This window comes from Microbispora catharanthi, from assembly GCF_006334915.2.
Taxonomy (GTDB): domain Bacteria; phylum Actinomycetota; class Actinomycetes; order Streptosporangiales; family Streptosporangiaceae; genus Microbispora; species Microbispora catharanthi.
Genome location: NZ_VDMA02000010.1, coordinates 119,246 through 136,893, shown reverse-complemented (window position 1 = coordinate 136,893; position 17,648 = coordinate 119,246). Strand labels below are relative to the sequence as shown.

Annotated in this window: 19 protein-coding genes; 11 read left to right on the top strand and 8 right to left on the bottom strand. The window is 71.1% G+C overall.

The window, feature by feature from the left end:
• Nucleotides 1–33 precede the first annotated feature (33 nt).
• Together FH610_RS20305 and FH610_RS20300 are read left to right on the top strand one after the other, a co-directional pair.
• Nucleotides 34–3,288 (top strand): AfsR/SARP family transcriptional regulator, encoded by a 3,255-nt coding sequence (locus tag FH610_RS20305; protein ID WP_139576099.1) that lies wholly within the window; start codon nucleotides 34–36, stop codon nucleotides 3,286–3,288.
• A gap of 31 nt (nucleotides 3,289–3,319) precedes the next feature.
• Nucleotides 3,320–4,852 carry a DHA2 family efflux MFS transporter permease subunit gene (locus FH610_RS20300; RefSeq protein ID WP_139576098.1) on the top strand — a complete coding sequence of 511 codons (1,533 nt, stop codon included), beginning with the start codon at nucleotides 3,320–3,322 and terminating at the stop codon, nucleotides 4,850–4,852.
• A 7-nt stretch (nucleotides 4,853–4,859) separates the two neighbouring features.
• On the opposite strand, the gene FH610_RS20295 is transcribed toward FH610_RS20300, so the two are convergent.
• The 4 genes from FH610_RS20295 to FH610_RS20280 form a co-directional block, all read right to left on the bottom strand.
• The gene (locus FH610_RS20295; RefSeq protein WP_205825919.1) at nucleotides 4,860–5,357 is read right to left on the bottom strand and encodes a DUF402 domain-containing protein; all 498 of its coding nucleotides are present in this window, start codon (nucleotides 5,355–5,357) and stop codon (nucleotides 4,860–4,862) included.
• 49 nt (nucleotides 5,358–5,406) lie between these two features.
• Entirely contained in the window at nucleotides 5,407–7,092 is a 1,686-nt protein-coding gene (locus FH610_RS20290; RefSeq protein WP_139576097.1) for a ribonuclease J, read from the bottom strand.
• Nucleotides 7,093–7,193: 101 nt separating this feature from the next.
• Nucleotides 7,194–8,108, bottom strand: a complete 915-nt coding sequence (gene dapA, locus FH610_RS20285; RefSeq protein ID WP_139576096.1) for a 4-hydroxy-tetrahydrodipicolinate synthase — start codon at nucleotides 8,106–8,108, stop codon at nucleotides 7,194–7,196.
• Between the two features lie 277 nt (nucleotides 8,109–8,385).
• Nucleotides 8,386–8,598 carry a hypothetical protein gene (locus FH610_RS20280; protein ID WP_225898376.1) on the bottom strand — a complete coding sequence of 71 codons (213 nt, stop codon included), beginning with the start codon at nucleotides 8,596–8,598 and terminating at the stop codon, nucleotides 8,386–8,388.
• 221 nt (nucleotides 8,599–8,819) lie between these two features.
• Between FH610_RS20280 and FH610_RS20275 the strand changes: the two genes are divergently transcribed.
• The 7 genes from FH610_RS20275 (at nucleotide 8,820) to FH610_RS20245 (ending at nucleotide 13,270) form a co-directional block, all read left to right on the top strand.
• Nucleotides 8,820–9,557 (top strand): GntR family transcriptional regulator, encoded by a 738-nt coding sequence (locus FH610_RS20275; RefSeq protein ID WP_139576095.1) that lies wholly within the window; start codon nucleotides 8,820–8,822, stop codon nucleotides 9,555–9,557.
• Between the two features lie 52 nt (nucleotides 9,558–9,609).
• On the top strand, nucleotides 9,610–10,284 hold the full coding sequence (locus FH610_RS20270) for a JAB domain-containing protein (protein ID WP_139576094.1): 675 nt from the start codon (nucleotides 9,610–9,612) through the stop codon (nucleotides 10,282–10,284).
• 105 nt (nucleotides 10,285–10,389) lie between these two features.
• On the top strand, nucleotides 10,390–10,872 hold the full coding sequence (locus FH610_RS20265) for a GntR family transcriptional regulator (RefSeq protein WP_139576093.1): 483 nt from the start codon (nucleotides 10,390–10,392) through the stop codon (nucleotides 10,870–10,872).
• Between the two features lie 44 nt (nucleotides 10,873–10,916).
• A complete protein-coding gene (locus FH610_RS20260; protein WP_139576092.1) occupies nucleotides 10,917–11,450 on the top strand; it encodes a GntR family transcriptional regulator in 534 nt (177 codons plus the stop codon).
• Between the two features lie 179 nt (nucleotides 11,451–11,629).
• A complete protein-coding gene (locus FH610_RS20255) occupies nucleotides 11,630–11,824 on the top strand; it encodes an RlpA-like double-psi beta-barrel domain-containing protein (protein WP_205825918.1) in 195 nt (64 codons plus the stop codon).
• Nucleotides 11,825–11,927: 103 nt separating this feature from the next.
• Nucleotides 11,928–12,410 carry a hypothetical protein gene (locus FH610_RS20250; protein WP_139576090.1) on the top strand — a complete coding sequence of 161 codons (483 nt, stop codon included), beginning with the start codon at nucleotides 11,928–11,930 and terminating at the stop codon, nucleotides 12,408–12,410.
• A 206-nt stretch (nucleotides 12,411–12,616) separates the two neighbouring features.
• The gene (locus tag FH610_RS20245; protein ID WP_139576089.1) at nucleotides 12,617–13,270 is read left to right on the top strand and encodes a DUF2306 domain-containing protein; all 654 of its coding nucleotides are present in this window, start codon (nucleotides 12,617–12,619) and stop codon (nucleotides 13,268–13,270) included.
• Here FH610_RS20245 and FH610_RS20240 read toward each other — a convergent pair.
• The 3 genes from FH610_RS20240 to FH610_RS20230 all read right to left on the bottom strand — a co-directional run bounded on the left by FH610_RS20240 (nucleotide 13,263) and on the right by FH610_RS20230 (nucleotide 15,811).
• On the bottom strand, nucleotides 13,263–13,889 hold the full coding sequence (locus FH610_RS20240) for a DJ-1/PfpI family protein (RefSeq protein WP_139576088.1): 627 nt from the start codon (nucleotides 13,887–13,889) through the stop codon (nucleotides 13,263–13,265). The genes FH610_RS20245 and FH610_RS20240 overlap by 8 nt on opposite strands.
• Complete coding sequence (locus FH610_RS20235) at nucleotides 13,886–14,857, bottom strand: GlxA family transcriptional regulator (protein WP_139576087.1); 972 nt, start codon at nucleotides 14,855–14,857, stop codon at nucleotides 13,886–13,888. Before FH610_RS20235 ends, FH610_RS20240 begins: the two co-directional genes overlap by 4 nt.
• A gap of 318 nt (nucleotides 14,858–15,175) precedes the next feature.
• Nucleotides 15,176–15,811, bottom strand: a complete 636-nt coding sequence (locus FH610_RS20230) for a TetR/AcrR family transcriptional regulator (RefSeq protein WP_240809078.1) — start codon at nucleotides 15,809–15,811, stop codon at nucleotides 15,176–15,178.
• A gap of 69 nt (nucleotides 15,812–15,880) precedes the next feature.
• Here FH610_RS20230 and FH610_RS20225 point away from each other — a divergent pair, with 69 nt between their 5' ends.
• On the top strand, nucleotides 15,881–16,855 hold the full coding sequence (locus FH610_RS20225; RefSeq protein WP_139576086.1) for a quinone oxidoreductase family protein: 975 nt from the start codon (nucleotides 15,881–15,883) through the stop codon (nucleotides 16,853–16,855).
• Nucleotides 16,856–16,945: 90 nt separating this feature from the next.
• On the opposite strand, the gene FH610_RS45255 is transcribed toward FH610_RS20225, so the two are convergent.
• Nucleotides 16,946–17,077, bottom strand: a complete 132-nt coding sequence (locus tag FH610_RS45255; protein WP_276607694.1) for a VOC family protein — start codon at nucleotides 17,075–17,077, stop codon at nucleotides 16,946–16,948.
• A gap of 171 nt (nucleotides 17,078–17,248) precedes the next feature.
• On the opposite strand from FH610_RS45255, the gene FH610_RS20220 reads away from it, so the two are divergent.
• Nucleotides 17,249–17,623, top strand: a complete 375-nt coding sequence (locus FH610_RS20220) for a cellulose binding domain-containing protein (RefSeq protein ID WP_139576085.1) — start codon at nucleotides 17,249–17,251, stop codon at nucleotides 17,621–17,623.
• The last annotated feature ends 25 nt before the right edge of the window (nucleotides 17,624–17,648 follow it).

Below are 17,648 nucleotides of genomic sequence, written 5' to 3'. Positions count from 1 at the left end.
CACAGTGCCGGACGATGCGGGACAATCATGGGCATGCGGTTCGGCATCCTCGGCCCGACGGAGGCGCGGCCCGACGGCGACCGCCCGGTGCCGGTCGGCGGGCCGGGGCTGCGGGCGCTGCTCGGCCTGCTGCTCCTCAACGCGGGGCGGGTGGTCACCATCGACCGCCTGATCGACGGCCTGTACGGCGCCGAGCCTCCCTCCGGGGCGGACAACGCGCTGCAGGCCCAGGTGTCGCGGCTACGCCGGCACCTCGCCAGCCTGGGCGACCTGGGCGACCTGGTCGTGCGGGAACCGGCGGGCTACCGGCTGGCGGTGGACCCGGACGACGTGGACGCGTCGCGCTTCGAACGGCTGGCGGCCGAGGGGCGGCGGGCGCTCGACGCGGGCGACCCCGCCAGGGCCGCCGGCCTGCTCGGTCAGGCCCTCGCGCTGTGGCGCGGCCCGGCGCTCGCGGACGTGCCCGACGCGCCGTTCGCACCCGCCCAGGCGGCCCGGCTGGAGGAGCTGCGCCTGTCGGCGGCCGAGGACCTCGCCGAGGCGGGCCTGGCCCTCGGACGGCACCGCGACCTGCTCCCTGAGCTGCAGGAACGGATCGCCGCGCACCCGCTGCGGGAGCGCTCGCGCGGGCAGCTCATGCGCGCGCTGTACGCCGCGGGCCGCCCGGCGGAGGCGCTGGCCGCCTACGACGACACCCGGCGGGTCCTCGCCGACGAACTGGGCGCCGACCCGTCGGCCGAGCTTTCCGCGATCCACCTCGCGGTGCTGCGCTCCGATCCGGCCCTCACCCCCGCCTCCGCAGCGCCCGGCGGGCGGCCGGTGCCGCTCACCTCGCTCGTGGGCCGCGCCGCCGAGCTGGAGCGCATCGAGGCGCTGCTCGCCGAGGCGCGGCTGGTGACGCTGACCGGTCCGGGCGGCACCGGGAAGACCCGGCTGGCGCTCGAGGCGGCCACCCGGTGGCCCGGCGAGGTCTGCCTCGTGGAACTGGCCCCGCTCACCGACGGCGCCGACGTGCCGCAGGCCGTGCTCGGCGCGCTCGGGCTGCGCGAGACCGCCGTGACCATCCCCACTCCCGGGACCCGGCAGACCACCGCCGATCCCGTCACCCGTCTGGTGGCGGCCCTCACCCTGCGGCCGGTGCTGCTCGTGCTCGACAACTGCGAGCACGTCGTGGAGGAGGCGGCCCGGCTCGCCGACCGGCTGCTCGCGGCGTGCCCCGCCCTGCGCGTGCTGGCCACCGGCAGAGAGGCGCTCGGCATCACCGGCGAGCGCCTGTGCCCGGTTCCCCCGCTCCGGGTCCCCCCGCCCGGCGACGAGCTCGCGGTCGAGGACGCGCTCGCCTATCCGGCCGTAGGGCTGTTCGTCGAGCGGGCGGCCGCCGTACGGCCCGGCTTCGCCCTCGCGCCCGGCGACGTCGAGCACGTGCTGCGGATCTGCCGGGCGTTGGACGGGCTGCCGCTCGCCGTCGAGCTGGCCGCCGCGCGGCTGCGCTCGCTGCCCCTCGCCCGGATCGCCGCCCGTCTCGGAAGCGACGACGGCGACCCCGTGGCGGAGGGCGACGCGCCCCGCTTCGCGCTGCTGTCGCGCGGCAGCCGTACGGCGCAGCCGCGCCACCGGACGCTGCGCGCGGTCGTCGAGTGGAGCTGGGACCTGCTCGACGAACCGGAACGCGCGCTCGCGCGACGCCTGACGATCTTCGCGGGCGGTGCGACGCTGGAGGCGGCCGAGCGGGTGTGCGGCCTGCCCGACACCGACGGCGTGCTCGCCTCTCTGGTGGACAAGTCACTCGTCGAGGTGGTTGACGACCGCTACCGGATGCTGGAGACGATCCGGGCCTTCTGCGCCGAACGGCTGGCCGAGGCCGGCGAGAGCGAGCCCATGCGCAAGGCCCACCTCGCGTACGTCCTGGACCTGGTCACCACGGCCGACCCGCACCTGCGCGGGCCGGACCAGATCGAGTGGCTGCGCCGGCTGGACGGCGAGCGCGACGACCTTCAGGCCGCGCTGCGCCGCGCCGTACGCGCGGGTGATGTGGCGCCGGCGTTGCGGATGCTGTCGGCCATGAGCGGCTACTGGATCCTGCGCGGCCTGCGTGGGGAGGCGGCCCGGTCGGCCGCCGAACTGCTCGGCAGGATCGGCTCCGCGCCGCCCGAGGGGCTGGAAGAGGAGTACATCGTGTGCGCCTGCCTCGTGGGCTGGGGCGGAATGAGCGGCCCCGGCCTGGACACCCGCGTGGCCGAGGCCGCCCGGCGGACCTACACCCTGCCCATGCCGCCCCGGCAGCCGTTCCTCCTCGTCCTGCACGCCTTGATCAACGGCCCGCCCCCACGGGAGGAGTTCCACGACCTGGGGGGCCTGTTCGACGCGCTCAACCGCGACCCGTGGACGCGGACGCTCAGCCGCTTCAGCCTCTCGTACCTGAAGATGTTCGACGGCCGGCTCGCGGAGGCGGAACAGGAGCTCGCCGAAGCGCTCCGAGAGGCCCGTTCCATCGGCGACCTGTGGGTCCTGGTGATCATCCTGTCCGCGGTGGCCGACGTCGCCGACCGGCGGGGAGACCACGAACAGGTCGAGGCGCTGGTGAACGAGGCGCTTGAGCTGGCCGAGCGGCTCGGCGCGACGTCGGACGTCGCGGAGACCCTCTGCCGGCGCGCCTGGGCACGGATGCGCTCCGGACGCGTGGACGCCGCGAAGGACGACTACGACCGCGCCGCCGCACTGTCCCGCCGCACGGGCGCCCCGGAGGTGCTCGCCGCGGCGCTCCTCGGGCTCGGCGAGCTCGCCAGGCTGGACGGTGACATGGCCGGGGCCCGGCGCCGGTATGAGGCGGCCCTCGCGGAGTGCACGACCGCGTGGTTCAACGTCGAGGAGACGCGCTCGCGCATCTACCTCGCGCTCGGCTGGGCCGCGCAGAATTCCGAGTCGGCCGCCGAGGCGCTGGCGTGGCACCGCCGCGCCCTCACCACCGTGCCCGGCACTCGCCGCAGCTTCGGGATGACCGCCGCGGTCGCGGAGGGAGTCGCCGGCGTCGCGCTGCTGGAGGGGGATCCCGGGCGGTCCGCGTGGCTGCTGGGCGTGGGCGCCGCCCTGCGCGGGGCCCCGGCCGCGGGCGACCCGGACGTCGCCCGGGTCGAGGGGCGCTCGCGGGCCGCCCTTGGCGGCGAGGCGTTCGACCGGGCGTACGGCCAGGGCAGGGCGTACGCGCGCGAGCGGATGGCGATCACCGCGGACACGGATGGGGCGGCGCTGACCATCGTCGAAGGGCACCTGTCAGCGCTCGGTGGGTGAGCCGTCAGCGTCCGCGCGCACGCTGACGGCCATGAACGACACCTCCCGCAAGTGGGGCACGCTGGTCATCGCCTGCCTGGCCATGCTCCTGCTGTCCCTCGACCTCACCGTGCTGCACCTCGCCCTGCCGAAGCTCGGCGAGGACCTCGCACCCTCGGCCACCCAACTGCTGTGGATCGCCGACATCTACGGCTTCGCGCTGGCCGCGTTGCTCGTCACCATGGGCAACATCGGCGACCGGATCGGGCGCAGGCGGCTGCTGCTCGTCGGCTTGGCCGCCTTCGGCGCGACCTCGGTGCTGACGGCGTACGCGCCGAACGCGCCGCTGCTGATCGCCGCCCGCGCCCTGCTCGGCGTGGCCGGCGCGACGATCATGCCCTCGACGCTGTCGCTGATCCGCAACGTGTTCCCCGACCCGAAGGAGCGGACCACCGCGGTCGGCATCTGGAGCAGCGTGGGCGCGGTCGGGTTCGCCCTCGGGCCGATCGTCGGCGGCCTGCTGCTCGGCCACTTCTGGTGGGGCTCGGTCTTCCTGATCAACGTGCCCGTCGTCGTGGCCGTCCTGGCCGCCGGATTCGTCGTGCTGCCCGAGTCGCGCAACCCCCGTCCCGGACGGCTCGACCTCGTCAGCGTCCCGCTGTCCGCCGTGGGCGTGCTCGGCCTGATCTACGCGATGAAGGAGGCCACGACCGGCGGCGTCGCGCAGGCCCCCGTGATCGTCGCGACGGTGATCGCGGTCGCCGCGCTGGTCGTGTTCGTCCGCAGGCAGACCCGGCTGGCCGAGCCCCTGATCGACATCGCGCTGTTCCGGCGGCGCGCGTTCGCGGCCACGGTCGGCGCCGAACTGGTCGCGGTCTTCGCGATGCTCGCCATGTCGGTGGTCTTCGCGCAGTACTTCCAGCTCGTCATGGGCTGGTCGCCGCTGACCTCCGGGCTCGCCGGCATGCCGGGCGGCCTCGCCGGGGGCCTCGGCGGCGCGTTGTCAGGAGTGCTCGTGCACCGCTTGGGGCGTGGACCGGTCGTCAGCCTCGGGCTGGTGCTGACCGCGATCGGGTTCATCCTGTTCAGCCGGATCGATACCGAGACGCCCTACCTCTACATGCTCGTCGCCATGCTCATCCAGGGCGTCGGCATGGGCTTCACGTTCGCGGTGACCGGCGACACGCTGCTCGCCTCGGTGCCCAAGGAACGGGCCGGCGCGGCGAGCGCGATCTCGGAGACCGCTCACGAGATGGGCGGCGCGCTCGGCATCGCCGTGCTCGGCACCGTGCTGACCAGCACCTACCGCAACGGCCTGGTGCTTCCGCCCGGCCTGCCCGGCGGCGCGGCGGCCGAGGCCCGCGACACGCTCGCCGGCGCGCTGAAGGCCGCTGCCGCGCTCCCGGGCGACGCCGCGGGGGCCGTCGCCCGGGCCGCCCGCCAGGCGTTCGTCGAGGGCATCCACGTCACCGTGCTGACCGGCGCGGCCATCCTGCTCGTGCTCGCGGTCGCGGTGCCGTTCGCGCTGCGCGGCGTGCCCAAGGTGATCCCCGAGACCGTGGACGAGCCGGTCCCGGTCAAGTGATCCCCGGTCATGTGACTTGGGACAGCCAGCGGTCGTGGGCGCCGTCGAAGGGGCCGGTACGGCTGCCCACGGCCTTCATCAGCCAGGCGGCCGACCGCTCCGCCTGCCTGATGATCTCCTCCGGGTACGCGTACCGCACCTGGTGCTCGGCGAACTCGTCCTCGTCGTCCAGGATCAGTCGTCCGTCGCGCATCCGCAGCACGTCGAGGTCGAGGTCGACCATCGTGATCCGGGCGTCGCCGCGCACGGGGACCGTCGTGATGTCGCAGTAGATCTCCGCCTTGTGCGGCGGCGCGTTGAACGCCGCCGTCCACCACGCGTCGCGGGGAAACAGGATGACGGACGCGAACTCGAAGATCGTCGAGGGCTCGTGCCCCCGCTGGGCGATCATCCCGGAGGGACAGCCGACCCAGACTCCGTGCTCGTCCTCGCCCAGCACCCTCGCGTGGTGGTGCCAGTGCAGCGATCCGCCGTACTTGCGGTAGATGATCCTCACCTCGGACACGGGCGGGACGCTACGCCACGCCCGTCTCCGAGTACAACGGGATTACCGGCTAGACCTCGACGACCACCGGGATGATCATCGGGCGGCGGCGGTAGGTGTCGCTCACCCAGCGGCCCACCGTACGCCGGATGGTCCGGCGGATCTGCATCTCGTCGGCCACGCCGGACGCGGCGACCTCCTGCAGCGCGGCCTCGATCTGCGGGATGACCGCGTCGAACGCGTCGGGGTCGATGCCCGAGCCGCGGGCGGTGATCTCCGGCCCGCCGGTGAGCTTCCCGGTGGTGGAGTCCACGACGACGACGATGGAGATGAACCCCTCGTCGCCCAGGATGCGCCGGTCCTTGAGCGCCACGTCGGTGATGTCGCCCACCGAGGTGCCGTCGACGAAGACGTACCCGCACGGGACCGCGCCGGTGATCCTCGCCTGGCCGTCGACGAGGTCCACGACCACGCCGTCCTCGGCGATGACGATGTTCTCCTGGGGGACGCCGGTCAGCTCGGCCAGCCGCGCGTGCGCCCGCAGGTGCCGCCACTCCCCGTGCACCGGCATGAAGTTGGACGGCTTGGTGAGGTTGAGCACGTACAGCAGCTCGCCCGCGGCGGCGTGGCCGGAGACGTGCACCCGCGCGTTGCCCTTGTGGACCACGCGCGCGCCCCAGCGGTTGAGGCCGTTGATGACCTTGCTGACCGCCGTCTCGTTGCCCGGCACGAGCGACGAGGCGAGCAGGACGGTGTCGCCCTCGGCGATCCTGATCGGGTGGTCGCGGTTGGCCATGCGCGACAGCGCCGCCATGGGCTCGCCCTGGGAGCCGGTGCAGATCAGCACCACGTCCTCAGGCGGCCACTCCTCGATCTCCCGGGAGTCCACGAGCAGCCCCGCGGGCACCTTCAGGTAGCCGAGTTCGCGTGCCACGCCCATGTTGCGGACCATCGACCTGCCGATGAGCGCGACCTTGCGGCCGTGCTTCTCGGCCGCGTCCATGATCTGCTGGACGCGGTGGATGTGCGAGGCGAAGCTCGCCACGATGATCCGCTTGGACGCGCCGCGGAAGACGTCGTCGATGACCGGCGCGATCTCCCGCTCGCTGGTGACGAAGCCCGGCACCTCCGAGTTGGTGGAGTCGGACATCAGCAGGTCGACGCCCTCGCCCCCGAGCCGGGCGAACGCCCCGAGGTCGGTCAGCCGCCCGTCCAGCGGAAGCTGGTCCATCTTGAAGTCGCCGGTGTGCAGGACGAGGCCCGCAGGAGTGCGGACCGCCACGGCCAGCGCGTCGGGGATCGAGTGGTTGACCGAGACGAACTCGCACTCGAACGGCCCGAACGAACGCCGCTCGCCCTCGATCACCTCGACCTTGACCGGCTGCATCCGGTGCTCGCTCAGCTTGCTCTCGATGAGCCCGAGCGTCAGCCGCGAGCCGACGACCGGGATGTCGCGCCGCTCCCGCAGCAGGTACGGCACCGCGCCGATGTGGTCCTCGTGGGCGTGGGTGAGCACGAGCGCCTCGATGTCGTCGAGCCGCCCCCGTATGTAGTCGAAGTCGGGCAGGATGAGATCGACGCCCGGCTGGTCGGGCTCGGGGAACAGCACGCCGCAGTCCACCACGAGCAGACGGCCGTCGTATTCGAAGACCGCCATGTTGCGGCCGATCTCCCCGAGACCGCCCAGCGCGACGATGCGCAGGCCGTTTTCCGGCAGCGGCGGAGGCGGCCCGAGTTCGGGATGCGGATGACTCATTCCGCGCCCTCCGCCCCGCGCCCGGCGCCGTACGCGCTCACGCGCGGTTCCCTGTTTTCATTTCTTCTGGTCAAGTCGCTCATTCGGCTCCATCTGTTGATCTAATCCACAAGCTTGAGGCCCCCCGTGATGAGGTCCTCCCGAAGCGCTGTGATCTGCTCCTCCGTGGCGTCCACGAGCGGCGGGCGGACGTACCCGGCGTCCTGGCCCACCAGCTTCAGCGCCGCCTTGACCATGATCGCCCCCTGGGTGCGTGTCATGATCGCCGAGACCACCGGGAGGAGCTGACGGTGGACGGCCAGTGCGTTCTCGACATCACCGGACCGGTAGGAGTCGACCATCGAGGCCAGCTCGGCGCCCACCACGTGGCCCACCACGCTGACGTACCCCGCGGCGCCGACCGAGAGCCACGGCAGGTTCAGCAGGTCGTCGCCGGAGTAGAAGACGAGGTCGGTGGAGGCCATCACCTGCGAGCCCGCGAACAGGTCGCCCTTGGCGTCCTTGACGGCGGCGATGCGCGGGTGCTCGGCCAGCCGGAACAGGGTCTCGATCGTGATGGGCACCCCGGCGCGGCCGGGAATGTCGTACAGCATCACCGGAAGGCCGGTCGCGTCCGCGACGGCCGTGAAGTGCCGGAGCAGGCCCTCCTGCGGCGGTTTGTTGTAGTACGGCGTCACCACCAGGAGACCGTGCGCACCCGCCCGCTCCGCGGCCTCGGCCAGCTCGACGCTGTGCCGCGTGTCGTTCGTACCGGCGCCGGCCACGACGGTGGCCCGATCGCCCACGGCCTCGACGACCGCACGGAGGATCCGGTCCTTCTCCTCGTCGGAGGTGGTGGGGGACTCCCCCGTGGTGCCGCTGACGACCAGGCCGTCGTTGCGCTGCTCGTCCACGAGATAGGCGGCGAGCCGCTGGACGCCCTCGTAATCGACGGCGCCGTCAGAGGTGAACGGCGTGACCATCGCGGTCAGCGTGCGGCCGAAGGGGGCGTCGGAGGTTCCAGTAGGCGATGCCATAGACCGAACGGTACCCGGATCCGCAGGAGTGATGGACCTCGCCACCCCGTTATGTCCAGTACCGCCCCGCGGACGCCGCCGGCAGCGGAAGAGGCCGCCGATATGTGCTCGGGGGTACACACATCAGCGACCTCTAACCGGGAATCGCCGCGCCTTACGCGGATGTTACACACCGCTGACGAAATTTTTCCGGAACGCCCGCGAACAGCGGCTTCTGCACCCCTGGGGCGCCTTCGGGGGCCGGCGGCAGAGCCTCGGCGGGATACGCCCCAGCGGATCAGTGGACCTCCCCCGAGAGGAGCCTCACCCACAGCTCCTCCATCCGCGTGGCGACGAGGCGCTCGGTCTCGCGGATCTCCACCTTCTTGCCCCGCGTCGTCCGCCGGATGAACAACAGCCCGCCCGCCGCGCACAGCTCGTAGATCGTCGCCTTGCACTCACACGTGTGGCGGCGCACCCGCACGCGATCGCTCCGGTTGGTGGGCTTCATCCAGCTGATCTTCTTGTGCCCGTCCCTGGGAGGGCTGGCATGGATGCCGTGATAGGGCGGCGGGAGGGGAATATCAGCACCTGGCCGCTTAGCGGCACAATCACCCATTAGCAGCCCTTTCACCAGGCAAAGTTGGAGTCACAGGCCATCTCCGTCACTCTCGGTCGCCCGGCGAATACGCCAAGATTTGGAGGACCCGTCACCCCCTCAGGGATGGATTGATGGCAAACTCTGATCCGGTCTACCTGCGCGTAGTCGAGGACATTCGCCGCCAGATCGTCGACGGCACGCTCCCCCCGGGCGCACCGATCCCCTCGCGGCACCAGATCACCCGGAAGTACAGCGTCGGTGAGACGGCCGCCCGCCACGCGCTGCGCGTGCTCGCCCAGGAGGGCCTCATCATCGGCCGCGTGGGCTCCGGGCACCGGGTGCGGGAGAAACCGATCCTGCTCCCGCTCCACCGCAGCCGCCTCCCCGAACCGCACGCCGCCTTCGCCAACGACATGCAGGCGGGCGGACGACAACCCAGCTGGAGCTGGCGCAGCGAGCTCGCCGACGCCCCTCCCGACATCGCCCACCGGTTGCGCGTCGGGGAGTGCAGCCCCGTGATCAGGACCCGCTACGTCTTCCGCGGGGACGGCCGCCCGGTGCAGTTGCTCACCTCGTACGAACCGGTCGAGCCAGGCCAGAGCCAGGCGCCCGAGGAGGGCACGTACGAACGCAGGAGCGCGGCCTTCCGGCTCGTGGCGAGCGGCCTGCCGCTCACCGAGATCAGCGAGACCGTGCTCATCCGTGTCCCCCAGCCGACCGAGAGCGACCTGCTCGAGCTGCCCGCCGGCGTCCAGGTGCTCCAGATCGAGCGCACGTACTGGGCCGGGGAGCGCCCGGTGGAGACCAGCGACGCCGTGGTGCCCGGCGACAGATTCCGCCTGGTCTACGGCATTCCCAGTCCCCTCTGACTGTCGGTGCCCACTGGTACAACCGATCCGGATCCCCCATCCGGAGGTGCCGATGCGCGTCAAGGACATGCCCCTGGCCGACCAGCCGCGTGAGCGGCTGCTGGCGTCGGGAGCCGCCGCGCTCGCCGACAGGGAGTTGCTCGCCCTGCTGCTCGGCTCGGGCAGCAGGGGCGTGAGCGCCGTCGAGCTCGCCTCCCAGCTCATCGCCCACTGCGGCGACCTCGGCGAGCTGGCCCGCTCCGAAGCCCATCGGCTGCTCGCCGTCCCCGGCGTGGGTCCCGCCAAGGCCGCCCGCGTGGCGGCCGCGTTCCATCTCGTACGGCGGGCCCAGGCGGAGCCGGAGCGAAGCCGGATCACCTGCTCGGCCGACATCGCTTCGGCTGCCGCTCCCCTGCTGCACGGACAGCCGCGCGAGCGGCTCGTCGTGGTCGTGTGCGACGGGCGCGGCGGCGTGCTGCGCCTCGCCGTGGTCACCGAGGGCGGCAGCGACCACACCCCCGCGCCCGTCCGCGACATCGTCACCACCGTCCTCCTCTCCGGCGGGGCCGCCTTCGGCCTCGCCCACAACCACCCGAGCGGATCGCTCGTCCCCAGCCCCGCCGATGTCGAGGTCACCGCCCGCCTCCACGAGGCCGCCGACACCGTCGGCCTCCGCTTCCTCGACCACGTGATCGTCACCGACACCGCCTGGCGCCGCGTCCCTTGGCCTCCTCCCGAGAATGCATAGTTGCATAGTACGTCTAGTTGTATGGCCTTGCCCAGGACAAAACACAACGCCTAATCAGGCATAGTCATACAGACCGGCTCGTAGTGGGTCGTCTAGGCTTCGCGCGTGCTCGACCACGACGGTGACACGCATCTGTACGTGCAGATAGCCGAGATCATCCGGCAGCAGATCCAGCGAGGTGACCTTCCGCCCGGACACCCCATTCCGAGCGAGGCCACCATCCAGAGTGAGTTCGGCGTGGCCCGGACCACAGCACGACGCGCCTTCCACATGCTGCGGGAAGAAGGCCTGATCTACACGGTGCAGGGCGAGGGCACGTTCGTGACCTCACCGGACACCGCGCCGCGAGAGCCGCGAAAGATTCCGATGTACCGGAAGATCGCAGACGACATCGTCGCGGGGATTCGCGACGGCGACCTGCGCCCGCGTCGTCCCATACCAAGCGAGACAGCGCTGGTCCAGAAGTACGAGGTGGCACGCGAGACGGTACGCAGGGCGATCGGTCGTCTCCGCGAGCAGGGCTGGGTTTACACCGTCCCCCAGCGAGGGAGCTTCGTCTCACCGGAGGACAAGTGGCCGGCGGATTAGCGGTTTCCATCGTCTAGTCGTCTGGGTCGGTCTACGGTCGACCCATGCTTGACCGTGATGGACCGGTACCCGTTTACAAGCAGATCGCCGACCTGATCCAGGAACAGATCCGCCGGGGCGAGCTGGTCGAAGGTGATGCCATCCCGAGTGAGGCTGAGATGGAGGCCGAATACAGGGTGGCTCGCCCCACGGCACGGCGCGTCACCCGGGAACTGAGGGATCTTGGCCTCGTTCATACCCTGCAAGGGGTAGGGACCTTCGTAGGAGACGGCACCGTCTACCGTCCCCGTCGTAACCCGCCCCTGTACGAGCTGATCGCGACAGAGATCGCTGAACGCATCAGGCGGCGAGAGCTGAAACCGAACCGGCCGATCCCGAGCGAGAAGTCACTCATGCAGCAGTACGGCGTGGCCAAGGTGACCGTGCGCCAGGCCATCGGACTCCTCCGGGACCAGGGCTACGTCTTCACCGTCCCTCATCGCGGTTCCTACGTGCGCGCGCCCGAGAACTGGCCTGACCGACCTGGCGACGCTGTCCGAGAGCTTGAGCGGCCCCGACACCGTCTCACCAACAGGTGATCCTCAGCTTCCACTGCGTGCATGTCTGGTTCACGACCCCGCCGCGACGCTGATGGAGTTCACAAGATCGGCGACGTAGCGTTTCCGAGCAATCACCTCACGAGTCCGCTGGGGGATCTCTATCGACGAGACACATGCTCGCGCGCGCGGGCTACGGTTCCTGCGGAGGCACCACGCACATGAACGACCCGCTCTGCAAGCAGGCAGTGCTGATCACGTACGGCGGCAAGACCATCAAGGTGCCGATCAGAGACCTCTGTCCCGGCTGCGCGGCCAACCACCTCGACCTGAGCCGTCCAGCCTTCGCGCAGTTCGCGAATCCGGATGCCGTACCGCGTCTGACCGCCGTCTCATGGCAGTTCACGTCCGTCTGAACTTCCTGGCGCGTACCGACCGGAAGGACAGCCGCAAGATTCGGACACAGAGAGATCGTGATTTCACTGTGCGTGATCGCTCCGATGTCCCTATCCTGTCGGCATGCCACAGACCGAGGAACGCATCGACGCCATAGAGCGGGAAATCACCGGCATCAGGAGCGATGTCCGACTGCAGAACGCCATGCTGATCAAGTGCGGTGAGCAGATGAGCGATCTGCGCACGGGTCAGCACGAGCTGCAGAAGGGGCAGGAAGAGCTCCGCACCATCACAGCCGAACTGCGTACCGGCCAGGACGAACTGCGAGCCGGCCAGGACGAACTGCGAGCCGGACAGGACGAGCTGCGAACCGAAACGGCTGAGCTCCGCAAGGGGCAAGAGGAGCTGCGTTCCATCACGGACGACCTCCGCAAGGGGCAGGAAGAGCTGCGCGCCGACACAGCCGCGATCCGCCAGACGTTGGAGGAGTTCCGCGGCGCTTTCGCCGTCGTACTGGACGAAATCCGGATCCAGAAGGCGTGGCGGGAGGAGTTCTCCGACAAGGTCGCTCGTGTGATCGCCAAGAGCGAGGGCCTCGAAGCGTAACCGCGAACGTCGGGCGACTCCCCGATCCCCCTCCGCGCTTCCTCGGGCATGAGGGGAGTCGCCTGACGAGGCCGCGTTTCTCCGGCTGCCGCCGTCGAAGGGCCGACGGAACGCTCAAGCGACGGGGTCCGTACGCCGAATTGCGTAGGCGCGCAGCCATCCGCGGGCGGATGCCGGAGCAGCCCGTGCCTGCGAGGCTCCGGGCCATGAACAGGCGAACGGCATGGGTGATCTTCACCGTCGCGGTCATCGCGACTTCGGTGCTCGTCTATCCGTACCTGGGCCTTGATATCGACGACAGCCGCCTCGATGTGCGCGACAGCCTCCACTATTACGTTCTGGTCGGTCATATCGGGACCGCCGCGGTCGCGCTCGTGCTCGGCTCCCTGCAGTTCATGCCCAAGGTGCGGGCGCGCAGGCGGGTCCACCGGACGCTCGGCCGGGTCTATCTCCTCGCCGGGGTGCTGCCGTCCGCGGTGGCCACGATCCCGGTAGCGCTGTGGTCGGGCCGCCTCATGACGCAGGTCGGCCTCACGACCGCGGCCGTTCTGTGGCTGATCACCGGCGGTCTCGCGTACCGGGCCGCCCGCCGGCGCGACTTCACCGCCCACCGCAACTGGATGATGCGCAACTACGCCCTGACGTTCCTCGCGGTCACCGCGCGCATCCTCGTTCCCCTGTTCCTGCTGGTCCAGATCCCCTTCCGCGGGGCCGATCCGGGATCGACGGGAGAACTCGCGATCTCGATGATCCCGATCGGTCAGACCTTGGGCTGGGTCGTCAACCTGGTCGTGGTCGAGAGCATCATCAGGCGTCGCCGGCGCCTCCCCGAAGCCCGCCGGATGGAAAGGCTCAGTTGATGAGGGCCATCGCCTTGTCGCTCAGGCCCGCCGGGGCGGTCTTCGGGTTGCCGGCGTCGAAGGGCGGCCGCGGGTCGTACTCGATCGCGAGCTGCACGGCCTGCGCCGTCTCCTCGTCGCGCATCGCGGCCAGCAGGGTCAGAGCCATGTCGATGCCGGAGGACACCCCCGCCGCCGTCACGATCTTGCCGTCGACCACCACGCGCTCGCTCACCGGCTCGGCGCCGAACCCGGCGAGCTGGTCGAGCCATCCCCAATGGGTCGTCGCCCTGCGGCCCTTCAGCAGGCCCGCCGCGCCCAGCAGGAACGAGCCGCTGCACACCGAGGTGGTCCACCGGGTGCGCTCGTGGGCCCGCGCGATCCAGCCCAGAAGCTCCGCGTCGGACAGTGCCTCGATCGTTCCGGGTCCTCCCGGTACGACGATCACGTCCGGCGCGGGCAGGTCGTCGTACGACGCGGTGGCCGCGAGGCTGAGGCTCCCCCGGTCGTCGAGCACGGGCCCGGGCTCGGCCGCGACGAACGTGACCGTGCAGCCCGGGGCGAAGGCCAGCACCGTGTACGGCCCGACGGCGTCGAGCGCGGTGAACCGGGGATAGAGGGGGATGGCGATGTTCGTCATCTGCTGCCTTCCTTCGATCGGAACCGGCGGCGGTAGTCGCCGGGTGAGACGCGCCAGTGGCGGTGGAAGACCCGGTAGAGGGTCTCGGGGACGCCGAGTCCCGACTCCCTGGCCACCCTGTCCAGGGGGTGGCCGGTGGTCTCCAGCAGCCGCCGGGCGGCGTCGGCCCTGCTGCGTTCGACGTACCTGCCGGGTGAGACCCCGGTCTGCTCGGTGAAGACGCGGGAGAAGTGCCGCTCGCTCATCCCGGCCCGCCGGGCGAGCGCGGGCACGCTCAGGTCCGCGGCCGGGTTGGCGTCGATGAACGCCTGGATCTCGCGCAGCGGCTCGGCGCGCGGGACCGCTGCCCTCATCGGCGCGCTGAACTGGCTCTGCCCGCCCGGGCGGTGCAGGTACACCACGAGTCCGCGGGCGACGTTGCGGGCGAGCGTGTGGCCGTGGTCGTCGGCCACGAGCGCCAGGGCGAGATCCACTCCCGAGCTGACCCCGGCCGAAGTCCAGACGTTCCCGTCGCGGATGTAGATGGGATCGGCGTCCACCTCGACGTCCGGATAGCGGTCGGCCATCTCCCCCGCGACCAGCCAGTGGGTGGTCGCGCGCCTGCCGCCGAGCAGCCCGGCCTCCGCGAGGAGAAAGCTCCCGTTGCAGACGGAGGCGACGCGCCCGGCCCCCGCCGCCAGCCGGGCGACGCCAGCGATCAGCTCCCGATCGCGCAGGTGTTCCGGCACCGACAGCCCGCCCACGACCAGCAGCGTGTCGATCGGCACCGCGACCTCGGCCAGCGGAGTCTCCGCGACGGTCGCGATCCCGTTCTGGGCCGGTATGGCACCGCCGCGCACGGCCGTCACCTCGACCCGGTAGCCGGGCTCCAGCACGAGCAGGTTCGCCGTGGTGAAGACGTCGGCCGGTCCGGCGAGATCGAACATCTGAAAGCCATCGAAGATCACGATGACCACGCGTCGCTGCATGCCCCAATGCTTCCGAGCGGGGCTTCATGGCGTCAACGACACGGATATTGCACATTACGCCAACGGGCGCCACGAGGCTGCGATCGCGGCCCGCCCCTCTGCAAGAGCTTCCCCGACATCTGCTACACCGCCTGATGCAAGGCTCCCTGCGAGGACCCCGCCTTCACCGAGGGCACGATGACCGGCACCCACGTGGGCGCGCTCCTGCTGCCGGGCGGCCGGGTGGCGGCCTGCCACGGCCGCCCGGCTGCGGCATCACACCTCGCTCGCGCCGCTGATCCCCACCGCACCGTGATCTCCACTGCACCGTGATCTCCACTACATCGGGGCCGAGCCCGGGCCGAGCAGGGACGTCGCGAGCGACCGCAGTCCGGCGGCGAGCCGCTCGGACTCACCGTCGAGCAGCAGCCGCGCCACCGGTTCGTTGTGCAGCGAGCCGATGAGGAGGTGGGCGACGAGCGTGGCGTCCAGGTCCGGGCGCGCCCGCGCGATCAGCTCCGAGACATGAGCATGCCACCGCCGGTAGACCGGGTTGGCCTCCCGGGGACCGGCCGCGCTTCTCTGCGTGGCCACGGCGTGTTCGTGCGCCGTGATCAGGCCGACGTTTCGCGAGGCGAGAGCCACCATGGCGTCGAGGAAGGCCAGGATCCTCTCGTGCGGCGGCGCCCCCGGACCCAGCGGAGGGGGACCGGCGGCGATGGCCTCGCTCAGCTCCTGTGCGCGTTCCTCCATCAGGGCGAGCATCAGCCCTGCCCGACTGCCGAAACGGTGGAACACCGTGCCCTTGCCCACGCCCGCGGCCGCCGCGACCTGCTCAATCGACACCTCGTCGGGCCGGTGCAGCCGCAGCAGTTCCTCCGCCGCCTCCAGGATCGCGCGCCGATTTCGCGCCGCGTCAGCGCGCTCGCGCCGCTGTTCGCCCACTCGTGCCCTCTCGATAGACAACTTGACCAACGGTCCATATAGTAGCGCTCACATCAACTTGACCTGAGGTCCAGTTAACTCCGGAAAGAGGGGAAACACATGCGTGCGATCGTGATGCACGAGAGCGGCGGACCCGAGGTCCTTCGGCTGGAAGAGGTCCCCACACCCACCGCGGGCCCCGGGCAGGTGCTCGTACGGACGGAGGCGGTGGGCGTCGGCTACGCCGACACGCTGCTGCGCGGGGGCGCGTTCCCCTTCCCCGCGCCGCTTCCGGCGGTGTTCGGCTTCGAGGCCGCCGGGACGGTCACCGAGGTCGGGAAGGGGGTGGACCCGTCCCTGTCCGGCGCCCGCGCACACGTGATGAACCTGGACGGCGCGAGCGGCGCGTACGCCGAGTACGTGGCGGCGGACGCGGGTGCTCTCACCCTCATTCCCGACGAGGTGACGGCGACGGACGCCGTCGCCGTGGCCGTGCAGGGGGCGTTGGCGCTGGCCCTGCTACGGGCGGCGCGCCTGAACGGAACGGAGAACGTGCTGATCGAAGCGGCGGGAGGCGGCACCGGGGGCTACCTGACCCTGCTCGCCAGGGAGTCGGGCGCCGGCCGGGTGATCGGGACGGCGGCCAGCGAAGCCAAGCGACGCAGGGCAGAGGCCTTGGGCGCCGACCACGTGCTCGACCACTCGGACCCTGACTGGCCCGACGGGGTACGCGACGCTCTCGACGGCGAGACGGTGGACGTGGTCTTCGAATCCCTCGGCGGCGCCTCGGCCGGGCGACTGCTGGACGCGCTCACGCCCGGCAGCGGCCGGATCATGTTCTACGGCGTACTCAACGGCGCGCCCGGCATCGCTCCCATGGACCTCCTGCGGCGCGGGCTGACCCTCGTGGGCTGCGGCGGCATGGACGCCTGGGCTCAGGGGGTGCTGGCCGCCCGCGCGGACGTGCTGGGCATGGTCGCCGAGGGCCGCCTCCTCCCGCAGGTCGACACCGTGCTCCCACTCGCGGAAGCCGCGAAGGCACACCGGCGCATGGAGGACAGGGCCGCCATGGGCAAGATCGTGCTCGTGCCCTGACGGGAGTCCGATGCTCAGCCGCCGCGCCGGGCGCACGCCTCTCGGCGGCAACAGTCCCGCTGCGCGGGACGGCATGCGCAGCGAAGGTGATCAAGACGACAGCAGGTGGGCCACGACGATGACGTTGCCGTACAGGTCGGCGAAGTGGAGGGAGCGGCTGCCGGGGTCCTCGCGCTCGTCCCAGACCCGTACGCCGTGCTCGCGCAGCCGCTTGGCGACCACGTCGAGGTCGGAGGTGTGGAGGACGAGCAGCGGTCGCGGCGATCCCCCTCGCGACCGAAGGGACCGTCACCCTGCCGTTCCCCCCGTACGGGGTCGCGTCCGAGACGCACACCCTCTACGTGAGGGCCGTCGACACCAAGGGCGTCCCGGGCCCCGTCGGAGCCGGTCACGGTGACGGTCTACAACGACGTGCTGCCCACCTCGCCGTCTCCGTCGGCGCCGCCCATCCCGCCCTCCTGCCAGGTGAACTACACCTCCACGTCCCGGCAGGGCGGCACGAGCACCTCCATCGCGGTCACCAACACCGGTTCGCGGATCATTCCCGGCTGGCACCTGGCGTTCGTCTTCCCCTCGGGCGGCCAGCACGTGACCTCCGGCTGGTCGGCCCAGTGGACCCAGAGCGGGAGCAGTGTGGACGCCCAGGGCTACGAGTGGAACAGGGACCTCGCTCCCGGGCAGACCGTGTACATCGGCTTCACCGGCACGAACACCGGAACGAATCCGGCGCCGACGTTCTTCAGCGTCAACGGCGCCAAGTGCACCTGAACCTCGAGAACACGATCGGCCCCGC

Coding starts and splice junctions, on each gene's coding strand:
- FH610_RS20305 (WP_139576099.1), top strand. CDS start 34: ATGCGGTTCGGCATCCTCGGCCCGACGGAGGCGCGGCCCGACGGCGAC.
- FH610_RS20300 (WP_139576098.1), top strand. CDS start 3,320: ATGAACGACACCTCCCGCAAGTGGGGCACGCTGGTCATCGCCTGCCTG.
- FH610_RS20290 (WP_139576097.1), bottom strand. CDS start 7,092: ATGAGTCATCCGCATCCCGAACTCGGGCCGCCTCCGCCGCTGCCGGAA.
- dapA (WP_139576096.1), bottom strand. CDS start 8,108: ATGGCATCGCCTACTGGAACCTCCGACGCCCCCTTCGGCCGCACGCTG.
- FH610_RS20280 (WP_225898376.1), bottom strand. CDS start 8,598: ATGAAGCCCACCAACCGGAGCGATCGCGTGCGGGTGCGCCGCCACACG.
- FH610_RS20275 (WP_139576095.1), top strand. CDS start 8,820: ATGGCAAACTCTGATCCGGTCTACCTGCGCGTAGTCGAGGACATTCGC.
- FH610_RS20270 (WP_139576094.1), top strand. CDS start 9,610: ATGCGCGTCAAGGACATGCCCCTGGCCGACCAGCCGCGTGAGCGGCTG.
- FH610_RS20260 (WP_139576092.1), top strand. CDS start 10,917: ATGCTTGACCGTGATGGACCGGTACCCGTTTACAAGCAGATCGCCGAC.
- FH610_RS20255 (WP_205825918.1), top strand. CDS start 11,630: ATGAACGACCCGCTCTGCAAGCAGGCAGTGCTGATCACGTACGGCGGC.
- FH610_RS20250 (WP_139576090.1), top strand. CDS start 11,928: ATGCCACAGACCGAGGAACGCATCGACGCCATAGAGCGGGAAATCACC.
- FH610_RS20245 (WP_139576089.1), top strand. CDS start 12,617: ATGAACAGGCGAACGGCATGGGTGATCTTCACCGTCGCGGTCATCGCG.
- FH610_RS20240 (WP_139576088.1), bottom strand. CDS start 13,889: ATGACGAACATCGCCATCCCCCTCTATCCCCGGTTCACCGCGCTCGAC.
- FH610_RS20235 (WP_139576087.1), bottom strand. CDS start 14,857: ATGCAGCGACGCGTGGTCATCGTGATCTTCGATGGCTTTCAGATGTTC.
- FH610_RS20225 (WP_139576086.1), top strand. CDS start 15,881: ATGCGTGCGATCGTGATGCACGAGAGCGGCGGACCCGAGGTCCTTCGG.